22 protein-coding genes are annotated in these 25492 nt (G+C 72.1%); 11 read left to right on the forward strand and 11 right to left on the reverse strand.

Annotated elements, in window-relative coordinates; translation table 11 throughout:
- The first annotated feature begins 27 nt into the window (after nt 1-27).
- The gene (locus ACXR8F_RS11785; RefSeq protein WP_458800646.1) at nt 28-1029 is read left to right on the forward strand and encodes a M28 family metallopeptidase; all 1002 of its coding nucleotides are present in this window, start codon (nt 28-30) and stop codon (nt 1027-1029) included.
- 60 nt (nt 1030-1089) lie between these two features.
- Here ACXR8F_RS11785 and ACXR8F_RS11790 read toward each other — a convergent pair whose 3' ends face one another.
- Nucleotides 1090-1713, reverse strand: a complete 624-nt coding sequence (locus ACXR8F_RS11790) for a head GIN domain-containing protein (protein ID WP_458800648.1) — start codon at nt 1711-1713, stop codon at nt 1090-1092.
- 165 nt (nt 1714-1878) lie between these two features.
- On the opposite strand from ACXR8F_RS11790, the gene ACXR8F_RS11795 reads away from it, so the two are divergent.
- Together ACXR8F_RS11795 and ACXR8F_RS11800 are read left to right on the forward strand one after the other, a co-directional pair.
- Nucleotides 1879-2412, forward strand: a complete 534-nt coding sequence (locus tag ACXR8F_RS11795; RefSeq protein WP_045190547.1) for an NUDIX hydrolase family protein — start codon at nt 1879-1881, stop codon at nt 2410-2412.
- A gap of 275 nt (nt 2413-2687) precedes the next feature.
- Nucleotides 2688-5102 (forward strand): hemagglutinin, encoded by a 2415-nt coding sequence (locus ACXR8F_RS11800; RefSeq protein ID WP_458800649.1) that lies wholly within the window; start codon nt 2688-2690, stop codon nt 5100-5102.
- A gap of 244 nt (nt 5103-5346) precedes the next feature.
- On the opposite strand, the gene ACXR8F_RS11805 is transcribed toward ACXR8F_RS11800, so the two are convergent.
- On the reverse strand, nt 5347-7335 hold the full coding sequence (locus tag ACXR8F_RS11805) for a TIGR03960 family B12-binding radical SAM protein (RefSeq protein WP_458800651.1): 1989 nt from the start codon (nt 7333-7335) through the stop codon (nt 5347-5349).
- A gap of 129 nt (nt 7336-7464) precedes the next feature.
- Between ACXR8F_RS11805 and ACXR8F_RS11810 the strand changes: the two genes are divergently transcribed.
- Nucleotides 7465-8598 carry an MBL fold metallo-hydrolase gene (locus tag ACXR8F_RS11810; protein WP_458800653.1) on the forward strand — a complete coding sequence of 378 codons (1134 nt, stop codon included), beginning with the start codon at nt 7465-7467 and terminating at the stop codon, nt 8596-8598.
- Between the two features lie 57 nt (nt 8599-8655).
- Here ACXR8F_RS11810 and ACXR8F_RS11815 read toward each other — a convergent pair whose 3' ends face one another.
- The 5 genes from ACXR8F_RS11815 to rbfA form a co-directional block, all read right to left on the reverse strand.
- Nucleotides 8656-10515, reverse strand: a complete 1860-nt coding sequence (locus tag ACXR8F_RS11815) for an AMP-dependent synthetase/ligase (protein WP_458800655.1) — start codon at nt 10513-10515, stop codon at nt 8656-8658.
- A 147-nt stretch (nt 10516-10662) separates the two neighbouring features.
- Nucleotides 10663-11853, reverse strand: coding sequence for a rod shape-determining protein RodA (rodA, locus tag ACXR8F_RS11820; RefSeq protein WP_458800657.1), 1191 nt, complete (start codon nt 11851-11853; stop codon nt 10663-10665).
- Complete coding sequence (locus tag ACXR8F_RS11825) at nt 11817-12788, reverse strand: bifunctional riboflavin kinase/FAD synthetase (protein WP_045190596.1); 972 nt, start codon at nt 12786-12788, stop codon at nt 11817-11819. Before ACXR8F_RS11825 ends, rodA begins: the two co-directional genes overlap by 37 nt.
- A 44-nt stretch (nt 12789-12832) precedes the next feature.
- Nucleotides 12833-13783 (reverse strand): tRNA pseudouridine(55) synthase TruB, encoded by a 951-nt coding sequence (gene truB, locus ACXR8F_RS11830; RefSeq protein ID WP_045190550.1) that lies wholly within the window; start codon nt 13781-13783, stop codon nt 12833-12835.
- Complete coding sequence (gene rbfA / locus ACXR8F_RS11835) at nt 13780-14259, reverse strand: 30S ribosome-binding factor RbfA (RefSeq protein ID WP_458800660.1); 480 nt, start codon at nt 14257-14259, stop codon at nt 13780-13782. Before rbfA ends, truB begins: the two co-directional genes overlap by 4 nt.
- Before the next feature lie 238 nt (nt 14260-14497).
- Here rbfA and ACXR8F_RS11840 point away from each other — a divergent pair, with 238 nt between their 5' ends.
- From ACXR8F_RS11840 to ACXR8F_RS11860, 5 genes are all read left to right on the forward strand, one after another.
- Nucleotides 14498-15586 carry a sigma-70 family RNA polymerase sigma factor gene (locus ACXR8F_RS11840; RefSeq protein WP_458800662.1) on the forward strand — a complete coding sequence of 363 codons (1089 nt, stop codon included), beginning with the start codon at nt 14498-14500 and terminating at the stop codon, nt 15584-15586.
- Nucleotides 15579-16541, forward strand: coding sequence for an STAS domain-containing protein (locus ACXR8F_RS11845; RefSeq protein ID WP_458800664.1), 963 nt, complete (start codon nt 15579-15581; stop codon nt 16539-16541). Before ACXR8F_RS11840 ends, ACXR8F_RS11845 begins: the two co-directional genes overlap by 8 nt.
- Entirely contained in the window at nt 16538-16954 is a 417-nt protein-coding gene (locus ACXR8F_RS11850) for an STAS domain-containing protein (protein ID WP_458800666.1), read from the forward strand. The genes ACXR8F_RS11845 and ACXR8F_RS11850 overlap by 4 nt, the downstream gene beginning before the upstream one ends.
- The gene (locus ACXR8F_RS11855; RefSeq protein WP_458800667.1) at nt 16942-17256 is read left to right on the forward strand and encodes a phosphatase RsbU N-terminal domain-containing protein; all 315 of its coding nucleotides are present in this window, start codon (nt 16942-16944) and stop codon (nt 17254-17256) included. The genes ACXR8F_RS11850 and ACXR8F_RS11855 overlap by 13 nt, the downstream gene beginning before the upstream one ends.
- Nucleotides 17257-17470: 214 nt before the next feature.
- Nucleotides 17471-18028 carry an ABC transporter substrate-binding protein gene (locus ACXR8F_RS11860; RefSeq protein ID WP_458800669.1) on the forward strand — a complete coding sequence of 186 codons (558 nt, stop codon included), beginning with the start codon at nt 17471-17473 and terminating at the stop codon, nt 18026-18028.
- A gap of 157 nt (nt 18029-18185) precedes the next feature.
- Here ACXR8F_RS11860 and infB read toward each other — a convergent pair whose 3' ends face one another.
- The 4 genes from infB to ACXR8F_RS11880 form a co-directional block, all read right to left on the reverse strand.
- Nucleotides 18186-21101: a translation initiation factor IF-2 gene (infB, locus tag ACXR8F_RS11865; protein ID WP_458800671.1), complete on the reverse strand. Its 2916-nt coding sequence runs from the start codon at nt 21099-21101 to the stop codon at nt 18186-18188.
- Nucleotides 21102-21279: 178 nt separating this feature from the next.
- Nucleotides 21280-21675, reverse strand: coding sequence for a YlxR family protein (locus tag ACXR8F_RS11870; RefSeq protein ID WP_458800819.1), 396 nt, complete (start codon nt 21673-21675; stop codon nt 21280-21282).
- Nucleotides 21676-21698: 23 nt separating this feature from the next.
- A complete protein-coding gene (nusA, locus tag ACXR8F_RS11875) occupies nt 21699-22742 on the reverse strand; it encodes a transcription termination factor NusA (protein ID WP_458800673.1) in 1044 nt (347 codons plus the stop codon).
- A complete protein-coding gene (locus ACXR8F_RS11880) occupies nt 22742-23398 on the reverse strand; it encodes a ribosome maturation factor RimP (RefSeq protein WP_458800674.1) in 657 nt (218 codons plus the stop codon). Before ACXR8F_RS11880 ends, nusA begins: the two co-directional genes overlap by 1 nt.
- Before the next feature lie 134 nt (nt 23399-23532).
- Here ACXR8F_RS11880 and ACXR8F_RS11885 point away from each other — a divergent pair, with 134 nt between their 5' ends.
- Both ACXR8F_RS11885 and ACXR8F_RS11890 read left to right on the forward strand, forming a co-directional pair.
- Nucleotides 23533-24480, forward strand: a complete 948-nt coding sequence (locus tag ACXR8F_RS11885; RefSeq protein ID WP_458800676.1) for a hypothetical protein — start codon at nt 23533-23535, stop codon at nt 24478-24480.
- On the forward strand, nt 24477-25448 hold the full coding sequence (locus tag ACXR8F_RS11890) for an aminoglycoside phosphotransferase family protein (RefSeq protein ID WP_458800678.1): 972 nt from the start codon (nt 24477-24479) through the stop codon (nt 25446-25448). Before ACXR8F_RS11885 ends, ACXR8F_RS11890 begins: the two co-directional genes overlap by 4 nt.
- Nucleotides 25449-25492: the final 44 nt, after the last annotated feature.

Here is a 25492-nt window from a genome sequence, read left to right on the forward strand (position 1 = left end):
CACCGCGCCGGCGGGTTAGCGTGGGCGATGGCCATCCGCAGGGCGTCCCCGGTCGTCGTCGCGACCCTCACCTTCTCCCTCGCCGCCTGCACGGCCCAGCCCCCGACGCGCCCGCAGACTCCGCCGCCCACCACGCCGACCACCTCCGTGGAGCCGGTCCCGGCCCCCACGGCAGACCCGACGTCGAGAACCAACCCTCCCGTCGTCACCCCGCGCGGACGACCGTTCGACGTCGATCGGGTGCTGGGCGGCATCCGCGACCTGGCCGCGATCGGGCCGCGCGACGCCGCGAGCCCGGCCAGCGACCGTGCCGCGGCCTACGTCGCAGCGCGACTGCGCTCGGCCGGCTACCGGGTCACGCTGCAGCCGTTCACCGTGCCGGCCGGCGTCTCCTGGGGCGTACGCGTCCCCGCCGGCACGACCGTCAACGTCATCGCGGAGCCGCCCGGGTTCGACCCGCGCGCGCCGCACGTGGTCGTGGGCGCCCACCTCGACACCGTGCCGCAAGCGCCGGGCGCCGAGGACAACGCGTCGGGCCTCATGGTGCTCACCGAGGTGGCCCGGATGCTGCACGAGCAGCCCGGGTCGGTGCCCGTCCGGTTCGTCGCGTTCGGCGCCGAGGAGGCCCGCGGCGGCAACGGCACGAGGTACGCGTTCGGCTCGCGACACTTCGTCGCGGCGCTCGACGCGGCCGAGCGCAAGGCGGTGCGGGGCATGCTGGCGCTCGACCGCGTCGGCGTCCGTGCCGCGGCCGTGCCCGTCTGCTCCGGCGGCCGGGGCACGCCGGCCCTCGCCCACGCCGTCCGCTCCGCCGCGTCGGCCTCGCCCGCACCGGTGCCGACGAGGGGGTGCACGAACCGCGCCAGCGACCACGTGTCGTTCGAGGCGGTGGGCATCCCGGCCGTCCGTCTCGGCAGCGTGCCGTACGCCGCGTACCACTCGGCGCGTGACGTGCCGTCCGTCGTGGACCGGGGGCAGCTGGCCCGTTCGGGCGCCGTCGTCTGGGCGTGGCTGCGGTCGCTGCGCTGACGAGGTCGCGAGAGCCGGCACCGTCGTGACCGGGCGTGTCCTGCCGAGTGGCCCCGACGCTCAGCGCCGGCTGACCGAGCCGGACCCCGAGACCGACTGCGTCACCTTCGCGTCGCCCGAGTAGGCGACCGAGCCGCTGCCGGAGACATCGACGTCCAGCAAGGAGCTCACGGCCAGGTCTGCCGCGCCACTGCCCGAGATCCTGACGGTCGCTTCCTTCGAGGCAAGCGACGCGGCGGTGTAGCTGCCGGACCCGGAGACCTCGACGTCCTGCCGGTCGACGGTCCCGTCGACCCTGACCTCCCCCGACCCGCTGATCTCGACGCGCAGGGCAGGGCCGCTCAGGCCGGCGGCCGTCATCGTGCCCGACCCCGAGAGCTCCAGTCCCTGGAGGTCCCTCACGCCGACGGCATACGTGATGGGCTCGGTCGTCGTGATCGTCGTGCCGTCCTTGGTCCCCAGCGTCAGGGTGCCGCCGGAGACCTCGCTCGTCAGCTGCGGCAGCAGGTTCTCCTGGGCGCTGATCTGGAGCGACTCGGTCGAGCCGCGCACGATGCGCACGTCACCCTGCCCGGAGAGCCGCACGACGGAGAAACCGGAGACCTGCCGGGTCTCCGCGCGCACCGGGCCCGACCCCACCGTGACCGAGCAGCCCGCGCACGCCATGACCGCCGCCACCGTCACCAGCACTCGTTGCCGCATCATCGTCTCCGATCGGCGCGCCCCATCTCCAAGGATGGCACCGGGTCGCCGCCGCCACCGGCGGTTCGCGACACCCGCCCCGACACCCCGACCGACCGGGCCGCGGACGTGTCGGAGCCGGAGGCCGGTGTTTGGCAGGATGAGGTCATGACCGAAGTCGAGACGACGGGGGCGTGGCTGAGCCGCGAGGACCTCGACAACGCCCGTGACCGCCTGCCGATCCTCTACGTCCACGCCATCCCGGTGCGTGTCGACGAGCGTGGGGTCGTCACCCACGTCGGGCTGCTGCTCCGCGCCGACGACGGCGGCGGCATCGGCCACGAGGTCGTCGGCGGGCGTGTGCTCTACCACGAGCGGGTGCGCGACGCGCTGATGCGCCACATCGAGAACGACCTCGGGCCGGTCGCCCTCCCCCGCGTCCCGCTGTCGCCCCAGCCGTTCACAGTCGCGGAGTTCTTCCCGACCCCGGGCGTGACCCCCTTCCACGACCCCCGCCAGCACGCGGTGTCGCTCGCGTTCGTCGTCGCGGTGATGGGCGACTGCCGCCCTCAGCAGGACGCCCTCGACCTCTCCTGGGTCACGCCGGCCGAGGCCGCCTCGCTCGCGGCCTCCGGCGAGATGCCCGGCTCGCACGGAGTGCTGGTGCGCCAGGCCCTGGCCCACGTCGGCTTCCCGGTGTAGGACAAATGCGGAATCCGACTGTCATGTAAGGCGTTTCACGACACGTCCCGGACACCTGGATGCATAACGGACCACTTTCTGCGTTCTGTTGACGCCGACCGGCGCCCTGCCTAGCGTGGTTGCTCGGGTAGCCGCGCGAGGGCAGGGACGGCTGCCCTGGGGGCGGTTGGGGGACCATGGGGGCCTCGGGGGCCCGGGGAGACGGCGCATCGACGTGCGGGTAGCCACCCGCGCCCGCACGGGCGGGGGTTCCTCCACCATGTCGAGGCGATCTCATGATCAAGACGTCGATCTTCTCCCGGGGAACACACTCACGAACGCCCTCCACCCGTGGTCGGCCCCGGCGCCGGCTCACCGGCGCCGCAGCCGCGTTCGCGCTCGTCCTCGGCGGTGCGGTCCTAGGGACCACCGTTGCACAGGCCGGCACCACGCCACCCTTCACCATCGGACCCGACGGCCTGGCGGTGGTGCCGGGCAGCGACGGGCCGAACAACCAGCCCGACCTCTTCGGCGCCGTCAAGGAGCTCGGCCCGCTGAACTCCAACACGACGAAGATCGGCGTCATCCACTCCGACGCCGTGCCCACCCTGGGCCTGACCAACCCCAACGGGCAGGTCGACCTGAGGCAGGCCTGGCTCGGGTCCAAGCGCGACGCCGACAACGACGACTGGCTCTACTTCGCCTGGGAGCGCGACAACGCCACGGGCAGCGGCTTCATCGCCTTCGAGTTCATGCAGGACCCGCCTCCGGCCGCCTGCGACTACCTGAACAAGACCGACCAGCAGCTCATCGACACCTGCAACCCGTGGTCCCGGCGCAAGGCCGGCGACTTCATGATCCTGTGGGACCAGCAGGGCGGTAGCAAGGACCTGTTCCTGCGGACGTGGAGCGGCACGGCGCCGAACCTGGTGCTCAGCCCACCCGGGCAGGCGCTCAACGCGGATGTCAGCGCGGCGGCCTACAGCGCCGACGGGTTCCGCGGCGAGGCCGCCCTCAACCTGACCGACGCCGTCTTCGGCGGAGTCCAGGCCTGCCGCTCGTTCGCGAACGTCATCCCGAGCACCGTCACCGGCAACTCCGACACTGCGGACTACAAGGACACGATCCTGCAGCCCACCGTGCCCGTCGGCGGTTGCACCTCGACCACGACGACGACCCCGAAACTCGGGGACGGAACCACGAACGTGCCGGCGAATGCCTCCATCGGCACGGCCGGAGTTCTCGAGGTCAAGGACTCGGCCCGCATCGCCGTCGCCGGCGGAACGGCGACTCCCGGCGGCACCGTCCAGTTCAGCCTCTGCCAGGCCGATGGCTCGGCAGCGGGACCGAACAACAGCCCACCGGCGTCGAGCACGTGCGACTCTGCGGCGACGTCGGTCGGCTCCCCCGTCGCGGTCACCGGCTCCACGTTCCCGGTCACGGTCGTCTCACCCAGCGCCTGGGTCACCGCGGCCGGCAGGTACTGCTGGCAGGCGACCTACACCGGGATCAGCGCGTCCGGCATCACCGGGTCGAGCGACAGCAGCGTCGGTGAGTGCTTCACGGTCAACCCGGTCACCCCGACCGTGACCACCACGGCCAGCGCGGCCGTCGAGGTGGGCGGCACCCTCTCCGACACCGCGACCGTGACGGGTCTCGCCCGAAAGCCGATGAGCCCGGTCATCCAGACCGCCGACCCGGTCAATGCGACTCGCGACGCGGCGACGGGGACGGTGTCGTTCACCTTGTACGGACCGGACAGCTGCACGACCGTCGCCCAGGCTGCGGTCACGGGCAACATCAACGCGTCCGGAGTCGCGACGACACCGACACCGCAGTACGTGGCCACCGCCCCCGGCAAGTACAGCTGGAAGGCCGTCTACAACGGCGACAGCCCGAACACGACAGCGAGCGCCACGCACAACCCGAGCTGTCTCGTGACCGCGGAGGACGTCACCGTCTCGCCGAAGACGCCGTCCATCGCCACCACGGCGACCGCTCAGCAGGTGCTCGGGCAGAAGATCAGTGACACGGCAAACATCAGCGGCGGGTTCTTCCCGTCGCCCGGCCCCGCCGTGGGCACCGTGACCTTCTCGCTGTACGGACCGTTCGCCGAGAACGTGACGATCGGCGCCACCTCGTGCGTCGACCCCGATCCGGCACAGGGGATCGTCGGCAACCGTCTGGCGGACTTCTCGAACGTCACGGCCACCCGCACCGGCGCCACGACGGCGTCTGCCACCAGTCCGGAGTTCCAGCCGCTGTCACCGGGCAGGTACGCCTGGGTGGCCTCCTACTCCGGCAACTCCAACAACAATGCCGTCAGCGGCACGTGTGGTGACTCCGGCGAGGTCAGCCTCGTCACGAGGGCGCCCGCCGACATCTCGACCGCCCAGAAGTTCTTCCCGCAGGACTCGGTGACCGTCTCGGCCGCCGTGGGCGGGACGCCCACGGGAACCGTGACGTTCAAGCTCTACGGGCCGAACGCAACCGGCTGCACCGGCACGGCGGCCTACACCCTGGCCGACGTGGCACTCGCGGCCGGCGCTGCCGACACCGGCAACCAGACGTCGTTCGCCATCGACGCGGCGAACGCCGGGTCGTACAAGTGGCTCGTCACCTACAGCGGCGACGCGAACCACCTGCCGAACCCGGGCGTCTGCGGCGACGAGACGTCGAGCCTCGCGATCAACAACAACGCCATTCCGTGACCAGCTGATCGCCCCACGAGGTGTGGTCCGGCCGGTATCGGTCGGGCCACACCCGTCGGGGTTGCTCGGCACCGGACTTGGGCGGCATAACGGACGCCTTTCGGCGATCCGATGTGCACCCGCCCGAGCGTCCGTACCGTCAGAGATGGGTGTCGCCGGGGCCCGAGTCGCCGTATGCCGCGCTGGTCATCCTCCCCTGTCACGCGGCATACGGCCCGGCGTTCCCCGGCGTCGCCTCGAGCGGTCAGTGCTGCTCGAGCAGCTCCTGGCGTCCCGAGCCGAGGACCGTGAGCGGCAGCAGCGTCTTGCCCGTGGGGCCGATCTCGATCTCGGTGCCCATCTGGGGGCACACGCCGCAGTCGAAGCACGGGGTCCACCGGCAGTCGTCGACCTCGGTCTCGTCGAGGGCGTCCTGCCAGTCCTCCCAGAGCCAGTCCTTGTCGAGGCCGGAGTCGAGGTGGTCCCAGGGCAGCACCTCGGACTCGCCGCGCTCTCGCGTCGTATACCAGGCGAGGTCGACGGGCTCGTCGGCGAGCGCCTCGTCGGCGCACCGCATCCAGCGGTCGTAGGAGAAGTGCTCGCTCCAGCCGTCGAAGCGGCCGCCGTCGCGCCACACGGCCTCGATGACCTTGCCGACACGACGGTCACCGCGCGAGAGGAGTCCCTCGACGATGCCGGGCTGGCCGTCGTGGTAGCGGAAACCGATCGAGGAGCCGTAGCGCTTGTCGGAGCGGATCGCCTCGCGCAGCTTCAGCAGCCGTGCGTCGGTCTCCTCGACCCCGAGCTGCGAGGCCCACTGGAAGGGCGTGTGCGGCTTGGGCACGAACCCGCCGATCGAGACGGTGCAGCGGATGTCGCGGCGGCCCGAGACCTGTCGGCCCGTCTCGATGACACGCTTGGCGAGCTCGGCGATCTGGAGCACGTCCTCGTCGGTCTCAGTGGGCAGGCCACACATGAAGTAGAGCTTGACCTGCCGCCAGCCCGCGCCGTAGGCCGCGGCGACGGTGTTGATGAGGTCCTCCTCGGACACCATCTTGTTGATCACCTTGCGGATGCGCTCGGAGCCACCCTCGGGCGCGAAGGTCAGGCCCGAGCGGCGCCCGTTGCGGGTCAGCTCGTTGGCGAGGTCGATGTTGAAGGCGTCGACGCGGGTCGACGGCAGCGACAGGCCGGTCTGGGTGCCCTCGTAGCGGTCGGCGAGGCCCTTGGTGATGTCCGCGATCTCCGAGTGGTCGGCCGAGCTCAGCGAGAGCAGGCCCACCTCCTCGAAGCCGGTCGCGGCGAGGCCGCGCTCGACCATCTCGCCGATGCCGGTGATGGAGCGCTCGCGCACCGGGCGGGTGATCATGCCGGCCTGGCAGAAGCGGCACCCGCGAGTGCAGCCGCGGAAGATCTCCACCGACATGCGCTCGTGCACCGACTCGGCGAGCGGCACGAGCGGCTGCTTCGGGTAGGGCCACGCGTCGAGGTCCATCACGGTGTGCTTCGCGACGCGCCACGGCACGCCGGGGGCGTCGGCCGAGGGCGCGACGCGCTGGATGCGGCCGTCGGGCAGGTAGCTGACGTCGTAGAACGCCGGCACGTAGACGCCACCGGTGCGGGCCAGGCGCAGCAGCACCTCGCGGCGTCCGCCGGGGCGGCCCTGGGCCTTCCACTCGCCCACGATGTCGGTGACCGTGAGCACCGCCTGCTCGCCGTCTCCGACGATGGCGGCGTCGATGAACGACGCGATCGGCTCGGGGTTGAAGGCCGCGTGCCCGCCGGCGATGACGATCGGGTCGTCGACGGTGCGGTCGACCGAGTGCAGCGGGATGCCGGCGAGGTCGAGCGCCGTGAGCATGTTCGTGTAGCCGAGCTCGGTGGAGAAGCTGAGGCCGAAGAGGTCGAAGTCGCGCACCGAGCGGTGGCCGTCGACGGTGAACTGCGGCAGGCCGGCGTCGCGCAGCTGCGCCTCCATGTCGGGCCACACGGCATACGTGCGCTCGGCGAGGGCGTCGTCGCGCTCGTTGAGGACCTCGTAAAGGATCATGACGCCCTGGTTGGGCACGCCGACCTCGTACGCGTCGGGGTACATCAGCGCCCAACGCGTCGTCAGCTCCTCGCCGGCCGGGCCGTGGCCGCCGACGTGCCAGTCCTTGACCGTGGAGTTGAGCTCGCCACCGACGTACTGGATGGGCTTGTTGACCCGCTCCAGCAGGGGCTCGAGGGCGTTGAACAGGGACTCTCCGGGCATTGGTCAATGGTAAGTGCGCGCCCGCCCGCACGCGAAAACGCAGATGTGCGGGACGCCGCTCGCAAGCACCGGACAGGCACGAACGCCGGTCCTAGTCTGGGCAGCAGGTGCGACGGAAGGATGGCGAGCGTGCCGACGGCGATCCACGTGGAGGTGCTGCCCGCGCGGCTGGGTGACTGCCTGCTCGTCGAGTGCCCCCGCGCCGACGGCACGACGTGGCGGATGCTCGTCGACGGCGGCCCTCCCGACACGTGGCCGCTGCTCGAGGCCCGGCTGCGCCGTCTCGCCCCGGAGGACCGGCACATCGACGTCGCCGTGGTCACCCACATCGACAGCGACCACATCGGCGGGATGCTCCCCTTCCTCGCGAGCGACCTCGCCGACGACGTCGGCGACTTCTGGTTCAACGGCCGTACGCATCTGGCGGAGGGGCCATCCGGCCGTTCACGGAGCGTGGCGCAGGGTGAGAGCCTCGTCGCCGCCCTGCTCGGAGCCCCCGAGGACCCCCTCGTCTCGGGCACGGCGGCCGCCTCTGACGGGCGCACGCTGCCCTGGAACACCGCCTTCAGCGGCGGACCGGTGGAGACCGGCGACTCCGGCGGCTTCGTGGAGGTGGCGGTGCCCGAAGGGCCTGCAATCACGGTGCTCTCACCGACGACGCAGCGCCTGGAACGGCTCGCAGACACCTGGGAGGCGAGCCTGCGTGAGGCGCTGCACGGCCGGGATCGAGACCGCGGCGCGGAGCTCGACGTGCTCGGCCCGCTCGACGACCTGCGGCACCTCGCCGACGAGCGGTCGCCCCGGGACTCGTCGGTGCCCAACGGCAGCAGCATCGCCCTGCTCGTCGAGCACCGCGGTGCCAGCGTGGTGCTCGGGGCGGACGCGTACGGCAGCGTCCTGGCGGCCGCGCTGCGCGGCCTCGCCCGGGCGCGGGGAGCCCAGGCCCTCTCCGTGGATGCCCTCAAGCTGCCGCACCACGCCAGCCGGGGCAACGTCGTCGGGGAGCTCGTCGCGGCGGCCCCGGCGAGCCACTACCTCGTCTCGACGAACGGCGACGTCTTCCACCATCCCGACGACGCGGCGCTGGCGCGCGTCGTGCTCGACGCACCGGCCGGGCCCACGCTGTGGTTCAACTACCGCACCCAGCGCACCGAGCGGTGGGGTGACGCCCGACTCACCGAGCGGCACGGGCACCGCGCCGCCTACCCCGACCCGGAGCACGCCGACGCCGGGATCGTCCTCGACCTTCCGGCGCGACCGTGACGAGCAGGGTTCGGCGCGCGGCACACGAACCCAGGCGAGCGGAGCGAGCCAGACGACTCAGTCCGCGTACATCGCGTCGAGCTCGGCCTTGTGCTTCTCGGTCACGGCCTTGCGGCGCAGCTTCATGCTGGGCGTGAGGTCGCCCTCCTCGATCGTGAGGTCCTTGTCGAGGATGGTGAACTTCTTGATCGTCTCCCAGCGGTTGAGGCCGTCGTTGAGCTTGTCGACGTAGCCCTGCACGAGCGCCCGCGCCTGCGGCGAGAGGACGACCTCGGCGTACGGCTTGCCCTCGAGGCCCGCGGTCGGCGCCCATGCGGCCACGGCGTCGGGATCGAGGGTGACGAGCGCCGTCGCGTAGTTGTGGCCGGCGCCGTGCACGAGGAACTGGCTGACGAAGGGGCACAGGCCCTTGAAGCGGGCCTCGATCTCCGCGGGGGCGATGTACTTGCCGCCCGAGGTCTTGAAGACGTCCTTCTTGCGGTCGGTGACGTAGAGGAAGCCGCGGTCGTCGATGCGGCCGATGTCGCCGGTGTGGAACCAGCCGTCGTCGCTGAGCACCTCGGCCGTCGCCTCGGGGTTGTTGTGGTAGCCGCGCATGACGCCGGGCCCCTTGACGAGGATCTCGCCGTCCTCCTCGGCGATGCGCACCTCGGTGCCGGGCAGGGGCCAGCCGACCGAGCCGTACTGGTACGAGCCGTGCGCGGGCTGGTTGACGGTCGTGCCGGACGACGTCTCGGTGAGGCCGTAGCCCTCCTGGACGAGCAGGCCGACGGCACCGAACCAGCGAGCCACGTCGGCGTTGAGGGGCGCGGAGCCGCTGATCATGAAGCGCACGCGGCCGCCGAACCGCTCCTGGACCTTGTGCAGGACGAGCTTGGTCGCGAGGTCGTGGCGGCGCTTGAGGCCGGGGCTCGGCTGCTCGCCGCGGGCGAGCACGTCGCGCATCTCGCCGCCGACCTTGAGCGCCCAGTCGATGAGCTTCTTCTTGATGCCCTTCTCGCCGGCGAACATCAGCTCGACACGGCCGTGGGCCTTCTCGAAGATGCGTGGCGGACCGGCCATGAACGTCGGCTTGATGACGGCCATGTTGTCGACGATCTTCTCCACTCGGCCGTCGACGGCGGTGGGGAAGCCGATCTGCAGGCCCGTCGCGACGAGCATCTTGCCGAAGACGTGTGACAGCGGGAGCCAGAGGAACTGGAGGTCGTCCTTGGTGAGGGTGCCGATGGCGTCGATGACGGCGCCCTCGTAGACGACGCTGTCGTGCACGAGGCGCACGCCCTTCGGCCGCCCGGTGGTGCCGGAGGTGTAGATGACGACGGCGAGGTTCTCGGGGCCGAGCTGGTCGATGCGGGAGTCGACGAGGTCGGGCGTCGCGGCGAGCCACTCGCGACCGCGGCGGGCCAGCTCGTCAGTGGTGATGACCCAGCCGTCGTCGCTGGCGCTGCCGGTCAGCGCGATGACCTGGCGGACGCCGGGGATCTCGGAACGCACGTGCTGGAGCTTGGCGACCTGCTCGTCGTTCTCGGCGAAGACGATGCCGCTGCCCGAGTCGCCGAGGATGTACGCGACGTCCTCGGCGATGGTCGTCGGGTAGACGGTAGTGGTGGCACCGCCCGCGCAGATGACGGCCAGGTCGGCGAGGATCCACTCGAGGCGCGTGGTGGAGGCGATGGCGACGCGGTCTTCTGTCTCGACGCCCAGGCTGATCAGGCCGGCCGCCCACTGCTCGACGACCTCGTGGGTCTGCGCCCACGTGAGCGTGGTCAGCTCGCTCGACCCCTCGGCGAAGTGGAGGTAGGCCGGCGCGTCGGGGGTGGCCCGGACGCGGTTGCGGAACAGCGCGCCCACGCTGGGGGCGCGGTCGTCGAGCACGGCCTGGTCGACGTCACGGTCGGCGAGTGCCTGGAGGGGCATGTGGACTCCTTCGTCACTACGGGCGCCAGTCATCGGCGTCTGCGGGCACCCGCCTTGCCGGGATGATGTCAACAATCGACGCGGCAGTCACGCATTGAGGGCGCTTCGACACCGCACCGTGACCGGCGGGTAACTTCCCCGCCTGCGTCAGCGCAGGTGCGAGCGCAGGTGCGAGCGCACGTGGGAGGTCGCGGCGACGTTGCCGACGAGGCCGAGCGCGACCCACGAGGCGATGAGCGACGAGCCGCCGCTCGAGACGAAGGGCAGCGGCAGGCCGGTGACGGGCATGACGCCGAGGTTCATCCCGATGTTCTCGAAGGCCTGGACGCCGAACCAGACACCGACCCCGATGGCGACGAGCCGGCCGAAGGCGTCGGCCCGCCGCGCCACGAGCACGCACCGCACGACGATGAAGCCGATGAGCAGCACGAGCCCGGCTGCGCCGAGGAAGCCCAGCTCCTCCCCCGCGACCGAGAAGACGAAGTCGGTCTCCTGGAAGGGGATGAAGCCACCCTGGGTCTGCCGGCCCTCGAAGAGCCCTTGGCCGCCGAGCCCTCCCGAGCCGATCGCGATGCGCACCTGGCGGGTCTGGTAGCCGATGCCCTGTGGGTCGAGCGACGGGTCGAGGAAGGCCCGCAGCCGGTTGCGCTGGTATCCGGAGAGGACCGGGGTGAGGAACGCCGCGGTCACGGCGGAGGCTCCGGCGGCGAGCACACCCAGGGTCCACAGGGCGGGCGCACCTGCCGCCGCGATGATGACCACCGCCATCGCGACGAGCACGAGTGCCGAGCCGAGGTCGGGCTGGGCCAGCACGAGCACGACGGGGATGCCGGCCACCAGCCAGGCGAGGGCGATGTCGCGGTGGCGCTGGGGCATACCTCGGTCGGCGCGCTCGGCGAGCAGCATCGCGAGCCCGACGGCGAGCGCCACCTTCATCAGCTCGGAGGGCTGCAGGGTCATCCCGCCCGGCAGCCGGATCCACGAGCGCGACCCGTTGACGGTGGAGCCCAGCGGTGACACGACGGCCACGAGGCCGAGGACGGCCAACCCGTAGGCGACCGGCGCGAGCGCTCGCACGGCGCGCACGTCGAGGCGGGTCACCACCGCCGCGAACGCCATCCCGACGAGGAGGGCGACGAGCTGCTTGAGGGCTGCGGCCGCGCCGCTGTCGGCCCGCGTGGCCGACCAGACCAGGACGACGCCGACGGCGGAGAGTCCGGCAGCGCCGATGAACAGGCCGAGGTCGACCCGCAGCCAGGACCGTCGGATCCCCGCGGTGACCCGACGACCCGCGCCGACCGCTAGGACGGAACGATCGCCGAGAGGATCTCGCGACACCGTGCCACGTCCTGGGCCATCTGCTCGACGAGCGAGTCGATGGACTCGAACCGCAGCGTCGGACGCAGGTGGTCGACGAACTCGACGGCGACCCGCTCGCCGTAGAGGTCGAGGTCGGTGCGGTCGAGGACGTACGCCTCCACCCGGCGCTGGTGGCCGTCGAACGTGGGGTTGGTGCCCACCGACACCGCGGCGGGCAGGGACCGGTCGGGATCGGACGGGTCGAGGTCGAGGCGCAGCAGCCACCCGGCGTAGACGCCGTCGGCGGGTACGAGGCCCTCGTGGTCCTGCGACAGGTTGGCCGTGGGGTAGCCGAGCTCACGCCCGCGGTGGTCGCCGTGGACGACGGTGCCGGTGACGCGGTGCGGCCGCCCGAGGATCTGCGCCGCGTGGGCGACGTTGCCGGCGAGGATCTCGGCCCGCAGCTGCGTCGAGCTCCAGCGCGCCCCCTCGGCAACTCCCTCGCCGATGTCGTCGAGCGCGATGACGTCGAACCCGTCGGCGGCACCGAGCTCGCGCAGGGTGTCGACGTCGCCGGAGTTGCGCACGCCGAAGCGGGTGTCCTTGCCGACGACGACCGCCCGGGCTCCCAGCGCCTCGACGAAGGTCGAGCGCACGAACTCCTCGGGGGTCTGCTGCGCGAACTCCGCGGTGAACTCGATGACGAGCGCCGCCCCGATGCCGACCGACTCGAGGGCGTCGAGCCGCTGCTCGAGCGACATGACAGCCGCGGGGGCACGGTCGGGGTAGAGCACGGCGATGGGGTGCGGCTCGAAGGTGACGGCGACCGGGAGGGCGCCGCGCTCGGCGGCCTCGCGCACGACCCGCGTCAGCACCTCGCGGTGTCCGCGGTGCACCCCGTCGAAGTTGCCGAGGGTGACGACGGTGGGCCCGAGGTCGCTCGGGATGTCGTCGGGTCCGTACCAGCGCTGCACGGCGACCACTGTAGTGGCCGGGTTCCCGGGCTCGCGCACGCCGGTCAGACGGCGGCGCCGGACGAGACGAAGACCACCTTGGCGCGTGCGGTCGCGCGCGTCTCGTCGAGCACCGCGACGAGCCGGCCCTCCGGGTCGATCGCGGCGACCGCCTCTGCGCCGCCCGGTCCGCTGGGGATGCGCTGCCCGTGGCTGAGCCGCACGGCGTCGGCCGCCGACACCTCGTGGACCGGGAGCTGCGCCCGCGCCGCGTCCGCGATGGGGAGCAGTCGTATGCCGGCCGGTCCCTGCGCCTCGGCCGTGGCCGTCAGGTCGTCGAGGGAGACGGCCTCGTCGAGCCCGAACCGGCCGACGCGGGTGCGCCTCAGCGCCGTCAGGTGTCCGCCCACGCCCAGCGCCGCGCCGAGGTCACGGGCGAGCGCGCGCACGTACGTGCCGGACGAGACGTCCACCTCGACGTCGACGTCGACGACGTCGATCGGGGGGCCGACCTCGACGGTCGCCGTGCCCGGCCGGACGGCGAGCACGTCGAACCGGCTCACCGTGACGGGCCGAGGAGGCAGCTCGACGGAGTCGCCCTGCCTCACGCGGGTGTAGCTGCGGACGCCCTTGACCTTGATGGCGCTGACCGCGCTCGGCACCTGCTCGATGTCGCCGGTCAGGGCCGCGACGGCCGCCGGGAGGGCGGCCTCGAGCGCCGGGACGTCGTCGACGCCGAGGGCCTGGGTGGCCTCCCCCTCGGCGTCGTCGGTGAGGGTCGAGATGCCCAGGCGGATCGTGGCCGCATACGACTTGTCGCAGCCGACGAGGAACGTCAGCAGCTTGGTCCCGCGGTCGACGCCCAGCACGAGCACTCCGGTCGCCATCGGGTCGAGCGTGCCGGCATGGCCGACGCGACGGGTGCCGCAGAGCCGCCGGGCGCGCGCCACGACGTCATGACTGGTCCACCCGGCCGGCTTGTCGACGACGAGCAGGCCACCAGAGGCGTCGGTCATCGTGCGTCGACGTCGGCGTCCACCCCACCGACGGCGAGGTCGTCGTCGTCGGTGCGCTCCGCGGGCTTGCGATAGGGGTCGGGGTCGCCGGCGGGCTTGGCGTTCGCCGCGGCGCGGGCGAGCTCGGCGTCGCGGGCACGGGTCTGGGCCACGAGGTCCTCGAGGTGCGCGGCTCCCTCGGGGAGCGCGTCGGCGATGAACTCGATCGACGGCGTGAGACGGATGCCGATGCCCTTGCCGACGGCGGAGCGGATGCGGCCCTTGTTGGCCTCGAGCACCTCCGCGGTGGCCTGGCGATCCTCGTTGCTGCCGAACACGGTGTAGAAGACCGAGGCCTGCTGGAGGTCGCCGGTGACGCGGGCGTCGGTGATGGTGACGAAGCCGAGGCGTTCGTCCTTGAGCCGGAACTCGAGGTACTCGGCGACGATGACCTTGATCCGGTCGGCGATCTTGCGGGCGCGGGCGGGGTCAGCCATGGCTACCTCTGCTTTCGTGTGTCGTGCGGTCGGACCGGCCCTGGCCGGCCGACGTGTGTTCACCCTAGTAGCGGGTCGCGGTCGTCGCGCATTCCCATCGGCGTGCGGGCCGCGTGGGTATGCCGTCGGGCGCCTGCCTGCCGAGTCCTGCCGAGTCCTGCCGGGTGGCCGTACCCGATCGGTCAGGTCCACGTCGGGCGCACGGGCGGCAGACGTCGCGAATGGGTACGAAGGGGCCGTGGGCGGTGTCGACTCCGGCCCCGACGACCGTCCGGCCGACCTTCCGGCCCAGGCCGTCGCGGACCTGATCCCGATCGTCCGTCGCGTCGTCGGCGGGCGGGTCGGTGGACACCCTGCGGCCGAGGACCTCGTGCAGGAGACCCTGACCCGCGTGCTCGCGGCCTCGGCGACGATCGAGCCCGGGATGCTCGAGCCGTACGCGATCGTGACGGCGCGCAACGTCGTCGCCTCGATGTGGCGCGACGAGGACCGCAAGCGGCGCAACCAGCACCGGGTCGTCGACCTCTCCGAGCCGGAGTCGCCCGAGGCGCGGCTCGTCCTCGACGAGGAGCAGGGCGCCATGGCGCAGGCGCTCGCCCGGCTGACGGAGCGCGAGCGCCTCACCCTGCTCGCCCACGAGGTCGGCGGCACCGACACGCGGACCCTGGCGGAGCAGGCCGGAAGCACGGCGGGCGCCGTTGCGGCACAGCTGAACCGGACTCGTGCGCGGCTCCGGGTCGAGTATCTCCTCGCCGCCCGACAGGTCGAGCCACCCACCGACCGGTGCCGCCCCGTGCTCATCGCCCTCAGCAGCGCCGACCAGCGCCGCCAGCGGGAGGTAGGGGCTGCGCAGCACCTGCTCGAGTGCGAGACCTGCGCCCAGCTCAGCGAGCCGCTGCTCGAGCGCGGCCAGCACCGCGACGGCACCCTGCGCATCCCCATCACCGCCGACCCCGACATCGTGGCGGCCCGCACAGCCGTCCGCAGCCTCGCCTCGTCGCTGGCGTTCGGCCCGACGGAGCTGACGGTGATCGCGACAGCCGTGTCGGAGGTGTGCCGCAACATCGTGCGCTTCGCCGGCTCGGGCGAGGTCGTCGTCGAGCTGCTCGACTCGCCCCGGCGCGGCCTCCAGGTCGTCGCGCGCGATGCCGGGCCGGGGATCGACGACGTCGACGCCGCCATGGCCGACGGCTTCAGCACCTACGGCGGCCTCGGGCTGGGGCTGCCCGGCGTGCGACGGCTGATGGACGAGTTCGCGGTGGCGAGCGAGCCCGGCCACGGGACCACAGTGACCATGACCAAGTGGGAGAGGAACGACCATGGCTGACGAGAAGCCCGGCGCCGGGTGGCAAGGCGCACCGACCGACGAGGCACCACCCAACGGGCTGCGTGACGACCCGACGGCTGCCGCGCAGGACGGTGTGGCTGCGGGCGGCAACGGGGAGCATCTGCTCTCGCAGCTCATCGCCCACCTGCGCGAGAACCGGACGCGCCTGCGCGAGGAGTGGGCCGAACGCATCCAGGAGGCGCATCTGCTCACCGCGATGACGCCCAAGGAGATGGCGGCCGAGACGACCTCGGTCTACGACAACTACGTCGAGGTGCTCGAGACCGGCAGCGTCGAGGCGCTGCAGCACTACGCCCGCGACCTCTCGGAGCGGATCATCCCCCGCGGCGTCGAGACCCACGAGGTCGTCGGCATCGTGCTGCTGCTGCGCGACGTGCTCGCCCGGTCGCTCTTCGAGAAGTACCAGCGCGACTTCGGACTGCTCAACGAGGTGCTCGACGCCTACGAGCCGGCGGCGAACCGGATCGCCAACACGGTGGCCGTCAGCTTCGTCGACGAGCGCGAGCGCGTCATCCGCCAGCAGCAGGACGCGATCCGCGAGCTGTCGACCCCCGTGCTCCCGGTGCGTGAGCGCCTGCTGATCCTGCCGATCATCGGCGTGCTCGACAGCGAGCGGGCCCGGCAGCTGACCGAGCAGCTGCTCACCGGCATCCGCAGGCACCGCGCCAAGGTCGTCGTCATCGACATCACCGGCTCGCCGGACGTCGACGAGACCGTGGCGAACCACCTCGTCCAGACCGTCGACGCGTCACGTCTCATGGGCGCGAGCGTCATCATCACAGGGCTGTCCCCCAAGATCGCGCAGACCCTGGTGACCATCGGCGTCGACCTGAGCAAGATGAACACCATCGGCGACCTGCAGGGCGGCCTCGAGGAGGCCGAGCGGCTCCTCGGCTACACCGTGACCCGGAAGGAGGTCAGCAGCAGCTCGTGAACGGCGGACCGGCGCTGGTGTCGATCATGCGACAGGGATCCACCCTGATCGCGTCGATCCACACTGCCCTCGACGACTCCGAGCTGGTCCGATTCGAGCACGACCTCGTGGCGCAGATCGGCACGCACCGCTCCCGAGGCGTCATCATCGACGTGGCTGCCCTCGACGTCATCGACTCCTTCGCCGCGCACACCCTCCGACGCATCGCCGAGATGGCGCGCCTGCGCGGCGCGCGCACCGTGGTGGTGGGCATCCAGCCCGAGGTCGCCTTCGCGATGGTGCGCCTCGGTATGCGGCCTGCTGCAGGCGGCGACCACGTGACCACTGCGCTGGACCTCGAGGAGGGACTTGCCCTCCTCGAGACGGCCGAGTCGGGCGGTCCTCCCGGGGGCGCCGCCGGATGGTCGCTGTGAACGGCTCCTCGCCTCGCACGACGCTGGGAGACCTCACGCAGGACTACCGCACCATGCTGCTGCGGTTCCTGCCGCACCACGACGAGGGTGCGCGCTCCGCGGCATACGACCTCGGTCGGCGTGCGGTCGCAGCGGAGGTCAGCCTGCTCGAGGTGTGCCGGATGCACCACCAGGTCCTCGTCGAGGTGCTGCGCGGGGCGCCGTCCGACGAGGTGCTGGGCATCCTCGAGGGGGCCACCGAGCTGCTCCTCGAGGTCCTGGCGGCCTACGACATGACGCACCGAGGCGTGCTCGGCCCGTGAGCCGGACGCCTTGGGGCCACGCGCATGACGCGGCACTTACGCTGTTTTCCGGCCCTGCGGCGGGCAGAGTCGTGCTGGGCCGCCCCTGAGCACCCCCTGGGGCGCCGCTCGGTCTCAGCACGATCCACGTCATGCCAGCAGCCGACGAGCCTCTTCAGGGGTGACCGACGGCCCACGAGGCCGCCCCTCACCCCGATGAAGGAGCTGTTCTCCCATGAACCTCAGGACGAAGCTGTGCGCCGCCGGCGCCACCCTCGCCACGACCGCCGCCCTCGGCCTCGTGCCAGCGGCAGCCGCATCGGCCGCCCCTTCAGCCGCTCCCACGGCCGCCCCCGCTGCCACCACTCCCCGTGCGACGGCCGCCCCCATCCCGCTGACTCTGCCGCTCGGCGCCCTCGGGACGTTCACCGGCCAGCTGACACCGACCGGGTTCATCAACCAGAACGGCACCCTCGCGCTCGTCAGCCAGCTGACAGGCAACGTCACCTCTCCCACCGGCGTCGTGACGCCGATCTCTCAGACAGTCACGACCACCGTGCAGAACGCGGCAGCGACCGCGGGCAGCTGTCAGATCCTAGACCTCGTGCTCGGGCCGCTGGACCTGAACCTCCTTGGCGTGCAGGTCCACCTCGACACGGTGCACCTCAACATCACGGCTCAGCAGGGCCCGGGCAACCTGCTCGGCAACCTCCTGTGCGCCGTGGCCGGCCTGCTCGACGGCACCGGCATCAACGGCCTCGCGGCCCTGCTGAACCGCCTGCTCGGCCTCTGAGCCGCGCCCCCCGCCCCTCGGTGGTGGGCAGTCCCCCTCGCCCCGCTGCCGGGACGGCCTCTCCGGGCGGTGCTCTCACCCGGACAGGCGAACGGCGCCGACTCCCCCAGGGAGTCGGCGCCGTGCCCGTGCCGGCAGTGCCTGCCGGCCGTGACGATCAGGCGCGAGGCTTCTCGCGCATCTCGTAGGTGGCGATGAGGTCACCGAGCTGCAGGTCGTTGTAGGACCCGAGGTTGATACCGCACTCGAAGCCCTCGCGGACCTCCGTGACGTCGTCCTTGAAGCGGCGCAGACCGGCCACCTCGACGTTCTCGGACACCACGACACCGTTGCGGGTGATGCGGGCCTTGGAGCCACGCTTGATCTCGCCGCTGCGCACGATCGAGCCGGCGATGTTGCCGAACTTGCTCGAACGGAAGATCTCGCGGATCTCCGCCGTGCCGAGCTCGACCTCCTCGTACTCCGGCTTGAGCATGCCCTTGAGGGCCGCCTCGACCTCGTCGATGGCCTGGTAGATCACCGAGTAGTAGCGGATCTCGACGCCCTCGCGCTCGGCGTAGTCGGCGTTCTGGCCCTCGGCCCGGACGTTGTAGCCGATGATGACCGCGTTGGAGGCCATCGCGAGGTTGATGTTGTTCATCGTGATCGCACCGACGCCGCGGTCGATGATGCGCAGGTCCACGTCGTCGCCGACGTCGATCTTGAGCAGCGCGTCCTCGAGCGCCTCGACCGAGCCCGACACGTCACCCTTGAGGATGAGGTTGAGGGTCTCGACCTTGCCCGCCGCGAGAGCCTCGTTGAGGTCCTCGAGCGAGATGCGCTTGCGGGCCTTGGCGAGCACGGCCTGACGGTCGGCGGCCTCGCGACGCTCGGCGATCTGTCGGGCCGTGCGGTCGTCCGGAGCCACGACGAACGTGTCACCGGCGCGCGGCACCGACGAGAGACCGAGCACCTGCACGGGGCGGGACGGGCCTGCCTCGTCGACGTTCTGGCCGTGCTCGTCGAGCATGGCGCGCACGCGGCCGTATGCCGACCCGGTGACGATGGAGTCACCGACGCGCAGCGTTCCGGTCTGCACGAGCACCGTCGCGGTCGCACCACGACCACGGTCGAGGTTCGCCTCGATCGCGACGCCGCGGGCCTCCTTCTCCGGGTTGGCCCGGAGGTCGAGGGCCGCGTCGGCCGTGAGCAGGACCGCCTCGAGGAGGCCGTCGATGTTCTGGCCCTGGCGGGCGGAGACGTCGACGAACATCGTGTCGCCGCCGTACTCCTCGGCGATGAGGTTGTACTCGGTCAGCTGCTGGCGCACCTTGGCCGGGTTGGCACCCTCGACGTCGATCTTGTTGACGGCGACGACGATCGGCACGTCGGCGGCCTGCATGTGGTTGAGCGCCTCGATGGTCTGCGGCATCACACCGTCGTCGGCGGCGACGACGAGGATCGCGATGTCGGTGACCTTGGCACCACGGGCACGCATGGCGGTGAACGCCTCGTGACCCGGGGTGTCGATAAAGGTGATCGCGCGGTCGACGCCCTCGTGCTCACGGTGGACCTGGTAGGCACCGATGTGCTGGGTGATGCCACCGGCCTCGCCGGCCACGACGTCCTCGTTGCGGATGGCGTCGAGGAGGCGGGTCTTACCGTGGTCGACGTGACCGACGACGGTCACGACCGGCGGGCGGGCCTCGAGGTCCTCGTCGTCCTCGCCCTCGATACCGGTCTCGAGGTCGATGTTGAAGGAGTCGAAGAGCTCCTTCTCCTCCTCTTCCGGCGAGACGACCTGGATGTCGTAGCCGAGCTCGGCGCCGAGCACCTTGAAGGTGTCCTCGTCGAGCGACTGCGTCGCGGTGGCCATCTCACCGAGGTGGAACAGCACGGTGACGAGCGACGCCGGGTTGGCGTTGATCTTGTCGGCGAAGTCGGTGAGCGAGGACCCACGGCGCACGCGGATGGTCGTGCTGCCGTCGCCACGGGGGACGGTGACGCCACCCAGGCTCGGGGCCTGCATCTGCTCGAACTCCTGGCGCTTCGCACGCTTGGACTTGCGTCCACGCACCGGACGGCCACCGCCGCGGCCGAAGGCACCTGCCGTCGAGCCACGACCGCCGCCACCACCGCGGGGACCGCCGCCGAAGCCACGGCCGGGAGCACCACCGGGGCCGCCACCCGGGCCGCCGCCGAAGCCACCGCGACCGCCGCCGGGGCCACCACGGCCTGGGCCGCCGGCCGGGCGCTGGCCCGGACGACCGACGGTGCTGCGCTCCGGCATCATGCCGGGGCTGGGACGCGGACCACCGGGACGCGGGGCGCCACCGGGGGCTCCGGGACGACCGCCGGCCGCGGGGGCACCGGGACGCGGTGCACCACCGGGGGCGCCACCGGGACGGGGCGCGCCCTGGCGCTGCTGCGGGCGCGGCATGCCCTGGCTCGAGCTGAACGGGTTGTTGCCCGGACGCGGACCGGCGTCGCCACCGGGTCGCGGGGCGCGGGACTGGCCCATGCCCTGGCTCGGGGCGAACGGGTTGTTGCCCGGACGCGGCTGCCCCGGACGGGGAGCCGGACGCGGAGAGGCCGGGACGCCGGAGGTCTGCTTGCCGCCGTCACGGCTCGACTGCACACGGGCTGCCGGCGCGGACGCAGCGGGAGCAGCGGGTGCGGGGGCAGCCGGGGCCGGGGCCTTGGGCGCCGGAGCGGCCGGGGCCGCCGGAGCAGCGGGCGCGGGGGCGGCCTTGGCCGGCGACGGAGCGGCCTCGCGGGCAGCGGGAGCCGCCGGAGCGGGGGCCGAGGGGGCCGGTGCCGCTGCGGCGGGGGTGGCCGGAGCCGACGGTGCCGGCGCAGGCTTCTGGGGCGCGGCCGGGGTCGCGCTGGGGGTGGCAGCCTTGGCTGCCGGCTTCTTGTCGCCGCCGGAAGCGCCTTCGCGGGGGAAGGTCTCCATGATCTTGCGGACGACGGGGGGCTCGATGGTCGACGATGCCGACCGGACGAACTCTCCCTGGCTCTTCAAGTGCGCGAGCAGTGTCTTGCTCTCGACTCCGAGCTCCTTGGCGAGCTCGTAGACTCGGACCTTAGCCACATCTCTCCTGTTCCTGGTCCGGCCTGAACAGGAAGTGGCCGAACCGTGGGTTATTGCTGGGGCTTGCTCATCGCTGAGTACTCATCGGGTGCTCATAGCGTTTTCAACCCGCCTTGGTTCGCTGACTGATTTCTGACTGATACCTGCTCCGGCGTCCCTCGCGGGGAGCGACCGGGTGCTACGCGTGCTGGATGCCGAGGTGTCGTGCCACCGCGCTCACGTCGACCCCCGCCTGCAGACGCAGGCCACGACCGAACGCCTTGCGGCGCACTGCCAGCTCGAAGCACTCGGGCGTCGGGTGCAACCACGCACCACGTCCGGGCATCCGGTGTCTCGGGTCGGGACGGAGCGTGACCGGGGCGTTGCCCGGGTGCTCGTCCGTCGCCGCGACCACTCGCAGCAGGGCCGACCAGCTATCCGATCCTCGACATCCCACACAGGTGCGGGACGGCTCAGCACGGAGTCCAGTCCGGTCGGCCACAGAAGAGTCTACCGCGTTCGCGTGCGGGCTCGCTCCACGGGGGGCCGTGACGGCCGGCGACACGCCGTCGGGAGCGTTCTCGTCGCCCGGCATGTCGTATGCCGGCGCGCGCGGCCTCACTCAGGGGCGACCTCGACGCCGCCGCCGGGCGCAGCGCCCGCTTCGGTGTCGGGCCGGATGTCGATGCGCCAGCCGGTGAGCTTCGCGGCGAGCCGGGCGTTCTGGCCCTCCTTGCCGATGGCGAGGCTCAGCTGGTAGTCGGGCACCACGACACGGGCCGTGCGGGCTGACGCGTCGACGATCTCGACCGACTGCACCCGCGCCGGCGACAGCGCGGCCGCGACGAAGGTGGCAGGGTCGTCGGCATAGTCGACGATGTCGATCTTCTCGCCGCGCAGCTCGGTCATGACGGCCCGCACACGCGCGCCCATGGGCCCGATGCACGCGCCCTTGGCGTTGACGCCGGGCACCCTGCTGTGCACGGCGATCTTCGTGCGGTGACCGGCCTCGCGGGCCAGCGCGGCGATCTCGACGGTGCCGTCGGCGATCTCGGGCACCTCGAACTTGAACAGGGTGCGCACGAGGTTCGGGTGGGTGCGGGAGAGCCCCACCTGCGGGCCCTTCGGGCCGCGCTTGACGCTCACCACGAAGCACCGCAGCCGCTCGCCGTGGACGTAGCGCTCGCCGGGGACCTGCTCGGCCAGCGGCAGGATGCCCTCGACCGTGCCGAAGTCGACCAGGACGTTCCGGGGGTCCTGGCTCTGCTGGATGATGCCGGAGATGACGTCGCCCTCACGGCCCTTGAAGTCGCCGAGGATCGCCTCGTCCTCGAGGTCGCGCAGGCGCTGGACGATGACCTGGCGGGCGGTCGAGGCTGCGATGCGCCCGAAGCCCTCGGGGGTGTCGTCGAACTCGGGGCCGGGCTCCCCGCGCTGGGGGCGCTCGCCCTCCTCGGTCGGGGGCAGCAGCTCGCCCTCCTCGCGGGCCCAGACGATCACGTGACCCGACTTGCGGTCGAGCTCGACGCGGGCGATGCGCTGACTGCCGTCGGTGCGGTGGTACGCGACGAGCAGCGCCTGCTCGATGGCGGGGATGAGCACGTCGAGGCTGATGTCGCGTTCCCTCTCCAGGGCCCGCAGTGCTGCGAGGTCGATGTCCATCAGTGGTCCCCTTCCGGAGCGGCCGCCTGGTCGAGGTCGTTCGTGCCGTCTCGTGTGTCTTCGTGTGTGTCTTCGTGTGCGTCTGGGTGGGCGTCTGGGTCGGCGTCTGGGTGGGCGTCTCGGTGTGGCTCCGGGCCCGCGTCCTCGGCGTCGACCCGCTTGAACTCGACCTGCACGATGCCGCGCTGGACGCCGTCGAGGTCGAGCGTCACGTGACGCTCCGGGGTCTTCCTGGTCGCCGGGACGTGCAGCTCGAGCGTGTCGGACCCGACCTCGGTGAGCCGGCCGGTGTCGGTGCCGCCCTGGTGGACGATCTCGACGAGGCGCCCCACCTGGCGGCGCAGCTGGTCGCGAGAGCCGAGCGGCCGTCCGACGCCCGGCGAGGACACCTCGAGCACGTAGGGGGCCTGCCCCATGACGTCGCTCGCGTCCAGCGCATCGCTGACCGCGCGGGTGGCGTCGGCAACGGCGTCGAGCGAGAGGGGCGGGACGGGGCTGGTCGTATCGGTGACGTCGAGGCCGCTGATGTCGGAGTCGACGAGCACCCTCACGACGCGCCGCTTGCCGGCGGGAGACACCGAGACGTCCTCGACGACGAGCCCGAGGGGCGCGAGAACCGGCTCGAGCGTCGCTCTGATCTCCTGGGCCGTGCTCATCGGTCGACGCCTCCTGCTCTTCTCGAATGTCCGGTGCCGACACCCCGGGGGGCGGTCACGGCACCGCGTGGAACCCCACTCTAGTGGCGCGGGTGGGTCGTCGCCGACCGGCCGGCGCGTGCGAAGATCTCGGCATGGACGGCGACACCCGGGGGCACGGGTCACGGGTGCTGGACGGTCTGGGCCGTCCGCCACGCCGGCTCCTCGTGCTCGGGGGTGGGGCCGCGGCGCTCGCCCTGCTCGTCGACCGGGGCCTGCGCCTCGACGTGCCGAGCCCCCCGGCGCCGCCACCCACGCGACGCCCGGCAGCGGACGAGAGGCTGCTCCTCGCGGCCGTGGCCGACCTCGACCGCATCGTGGCTGCCGAGGGCCGGGTCCTGTCCGCCCGCAGCGGCGACGCCCTGGTGCGTCGGCTCCGCGCCGTCAGCCGCGAACAGCTTCGCGTGCTGCGGGGACGCCTCACCAACGCCGGCGTGCCGACGTCCGTCATCGAAGCCCGGCCTCCCGGGTCCACGACGGCGGCCCTCCTGCGCACCCGCTCGGCACTCGCAGAGGTCCTCGCCACACCCGTCCCGGGCCAGTGGGACGCCCTCACGACGGCGACCGCGGACGCCCGCGGGCTGCTCGCGGCGGCATACGCCCAACGACTTGCCGCAGCGGTGCTGCTCGGACACCCGGTCGACACCACGACCACCCCGAGCCCCGCACGGCCGGCTGTCGTGGCCCGCACCCAGCCGCTCGTGTACGCCTTCGAGGTGGTGGCGGCACAGAGCACCGGTTCGCAGCGGCGCCGGGCCGAGGCGACCCTCGCCGACCTGAACCGTCTGGAGCTCGCCGTCTCGGGCGCCGCCTCCAGCACTCCCCCCGGCTGGGCGCTGCCCTTCCCGGTCACGACGCCGGTGGACGCGAGGCGCCTCGCGACCACGGTGCTCCGCTCGGCGGTCGACGGGGCCACCACCGCAGCGGGCGACCGTCCCACGGCCGCCTCGATCGAGGACGTCGCGCGCTGGAGCGCCAACGTGCAGGCCATCGCGGTCGACTGGGACGTCCCACTGACCGCCTTCCCGGGAGCCACCGCGTGACCTACGACCCCATGTACGACCTCATCCCGGCGCACTTCGCCCACGAGGTCAGCGGCTACGAGTCCACCGGCTACCTCTCCGGCGAGGACTGGATCGACGGGCTGCCCGGCCTCATCACCGCCCTGCTGTCGGAGTGGGAGCTCGAGCCCATCGGCCGCCCGAGCAACGGCGTCTGCGCCGTCGCCATCCCGGTCCGCCTGCTCGGTGCCGGGCGCGACGTCGTCGGCGTGAGCGGCGAGGGCATCCTCAAGATCACCTGGCCGCACCCCGAGGCCGCCACGGAGCACCTGGCCCTGCAGACGTGGAACGGCCACGGGGCGGTGCGGCTCGTCCGCGCCGACCCCGCACGGTTCGCGCTGCTGCTGGAGCGGCTGCACACGCGTGACCTCACCCGAGTCGACATCGACGACGCGTGCGAGGTCATCGGTGGCCTCCTCGCCGAGCTGCGCCGCCCACCCCATCCTCGCGTCCCCGGCCTCACGGCATACGCGCTGAGGCAGGCCGACGAGCTGCGCGCGGCCCCGGCGGTGCTGCCCCGCCGCTACCTCGACCAGGCGGCGGCCCTGGCCAAGGAGCTCGTCGAGCGGCCGGCGGTGGAGGACCGGCTGCTGCACACCGACCTGCACTACACGAACGTCCTTGCTGCCTATCGCTCCCCGTGGCTCGCCATCGACCCGAAGCCGTTGGCCGGGGACCCGGCGTTCGAGGTCGCGCCGGCGCTGTGGAACCGCGCAGACGAGCTCGGCACGGGCTCGCAGATCCGGTGGTCCCTGCGCCGGCGGCTCGAGATCATCTGCGAGCGCGCCGGGATCGACGAGGGACGAGCACGGGCGTGGACCATCGTGCGCGAGGCCGACAACGCCCTCGAGGCGGCGAGCGCCGCCGCCTCCGGCGACCCGCAGGACGAGGCGTGGGCCCACGACCGCGTCAGCCTCGCCGTGACGATCATCAAGGCGATGAACGACTGACGGGACGTCTCTGTCCGAGCACCGAGACGCACGGGTCAAAACGT

This window comes from Terrabacter sp. AAH1, assembly GCF_054456855.1.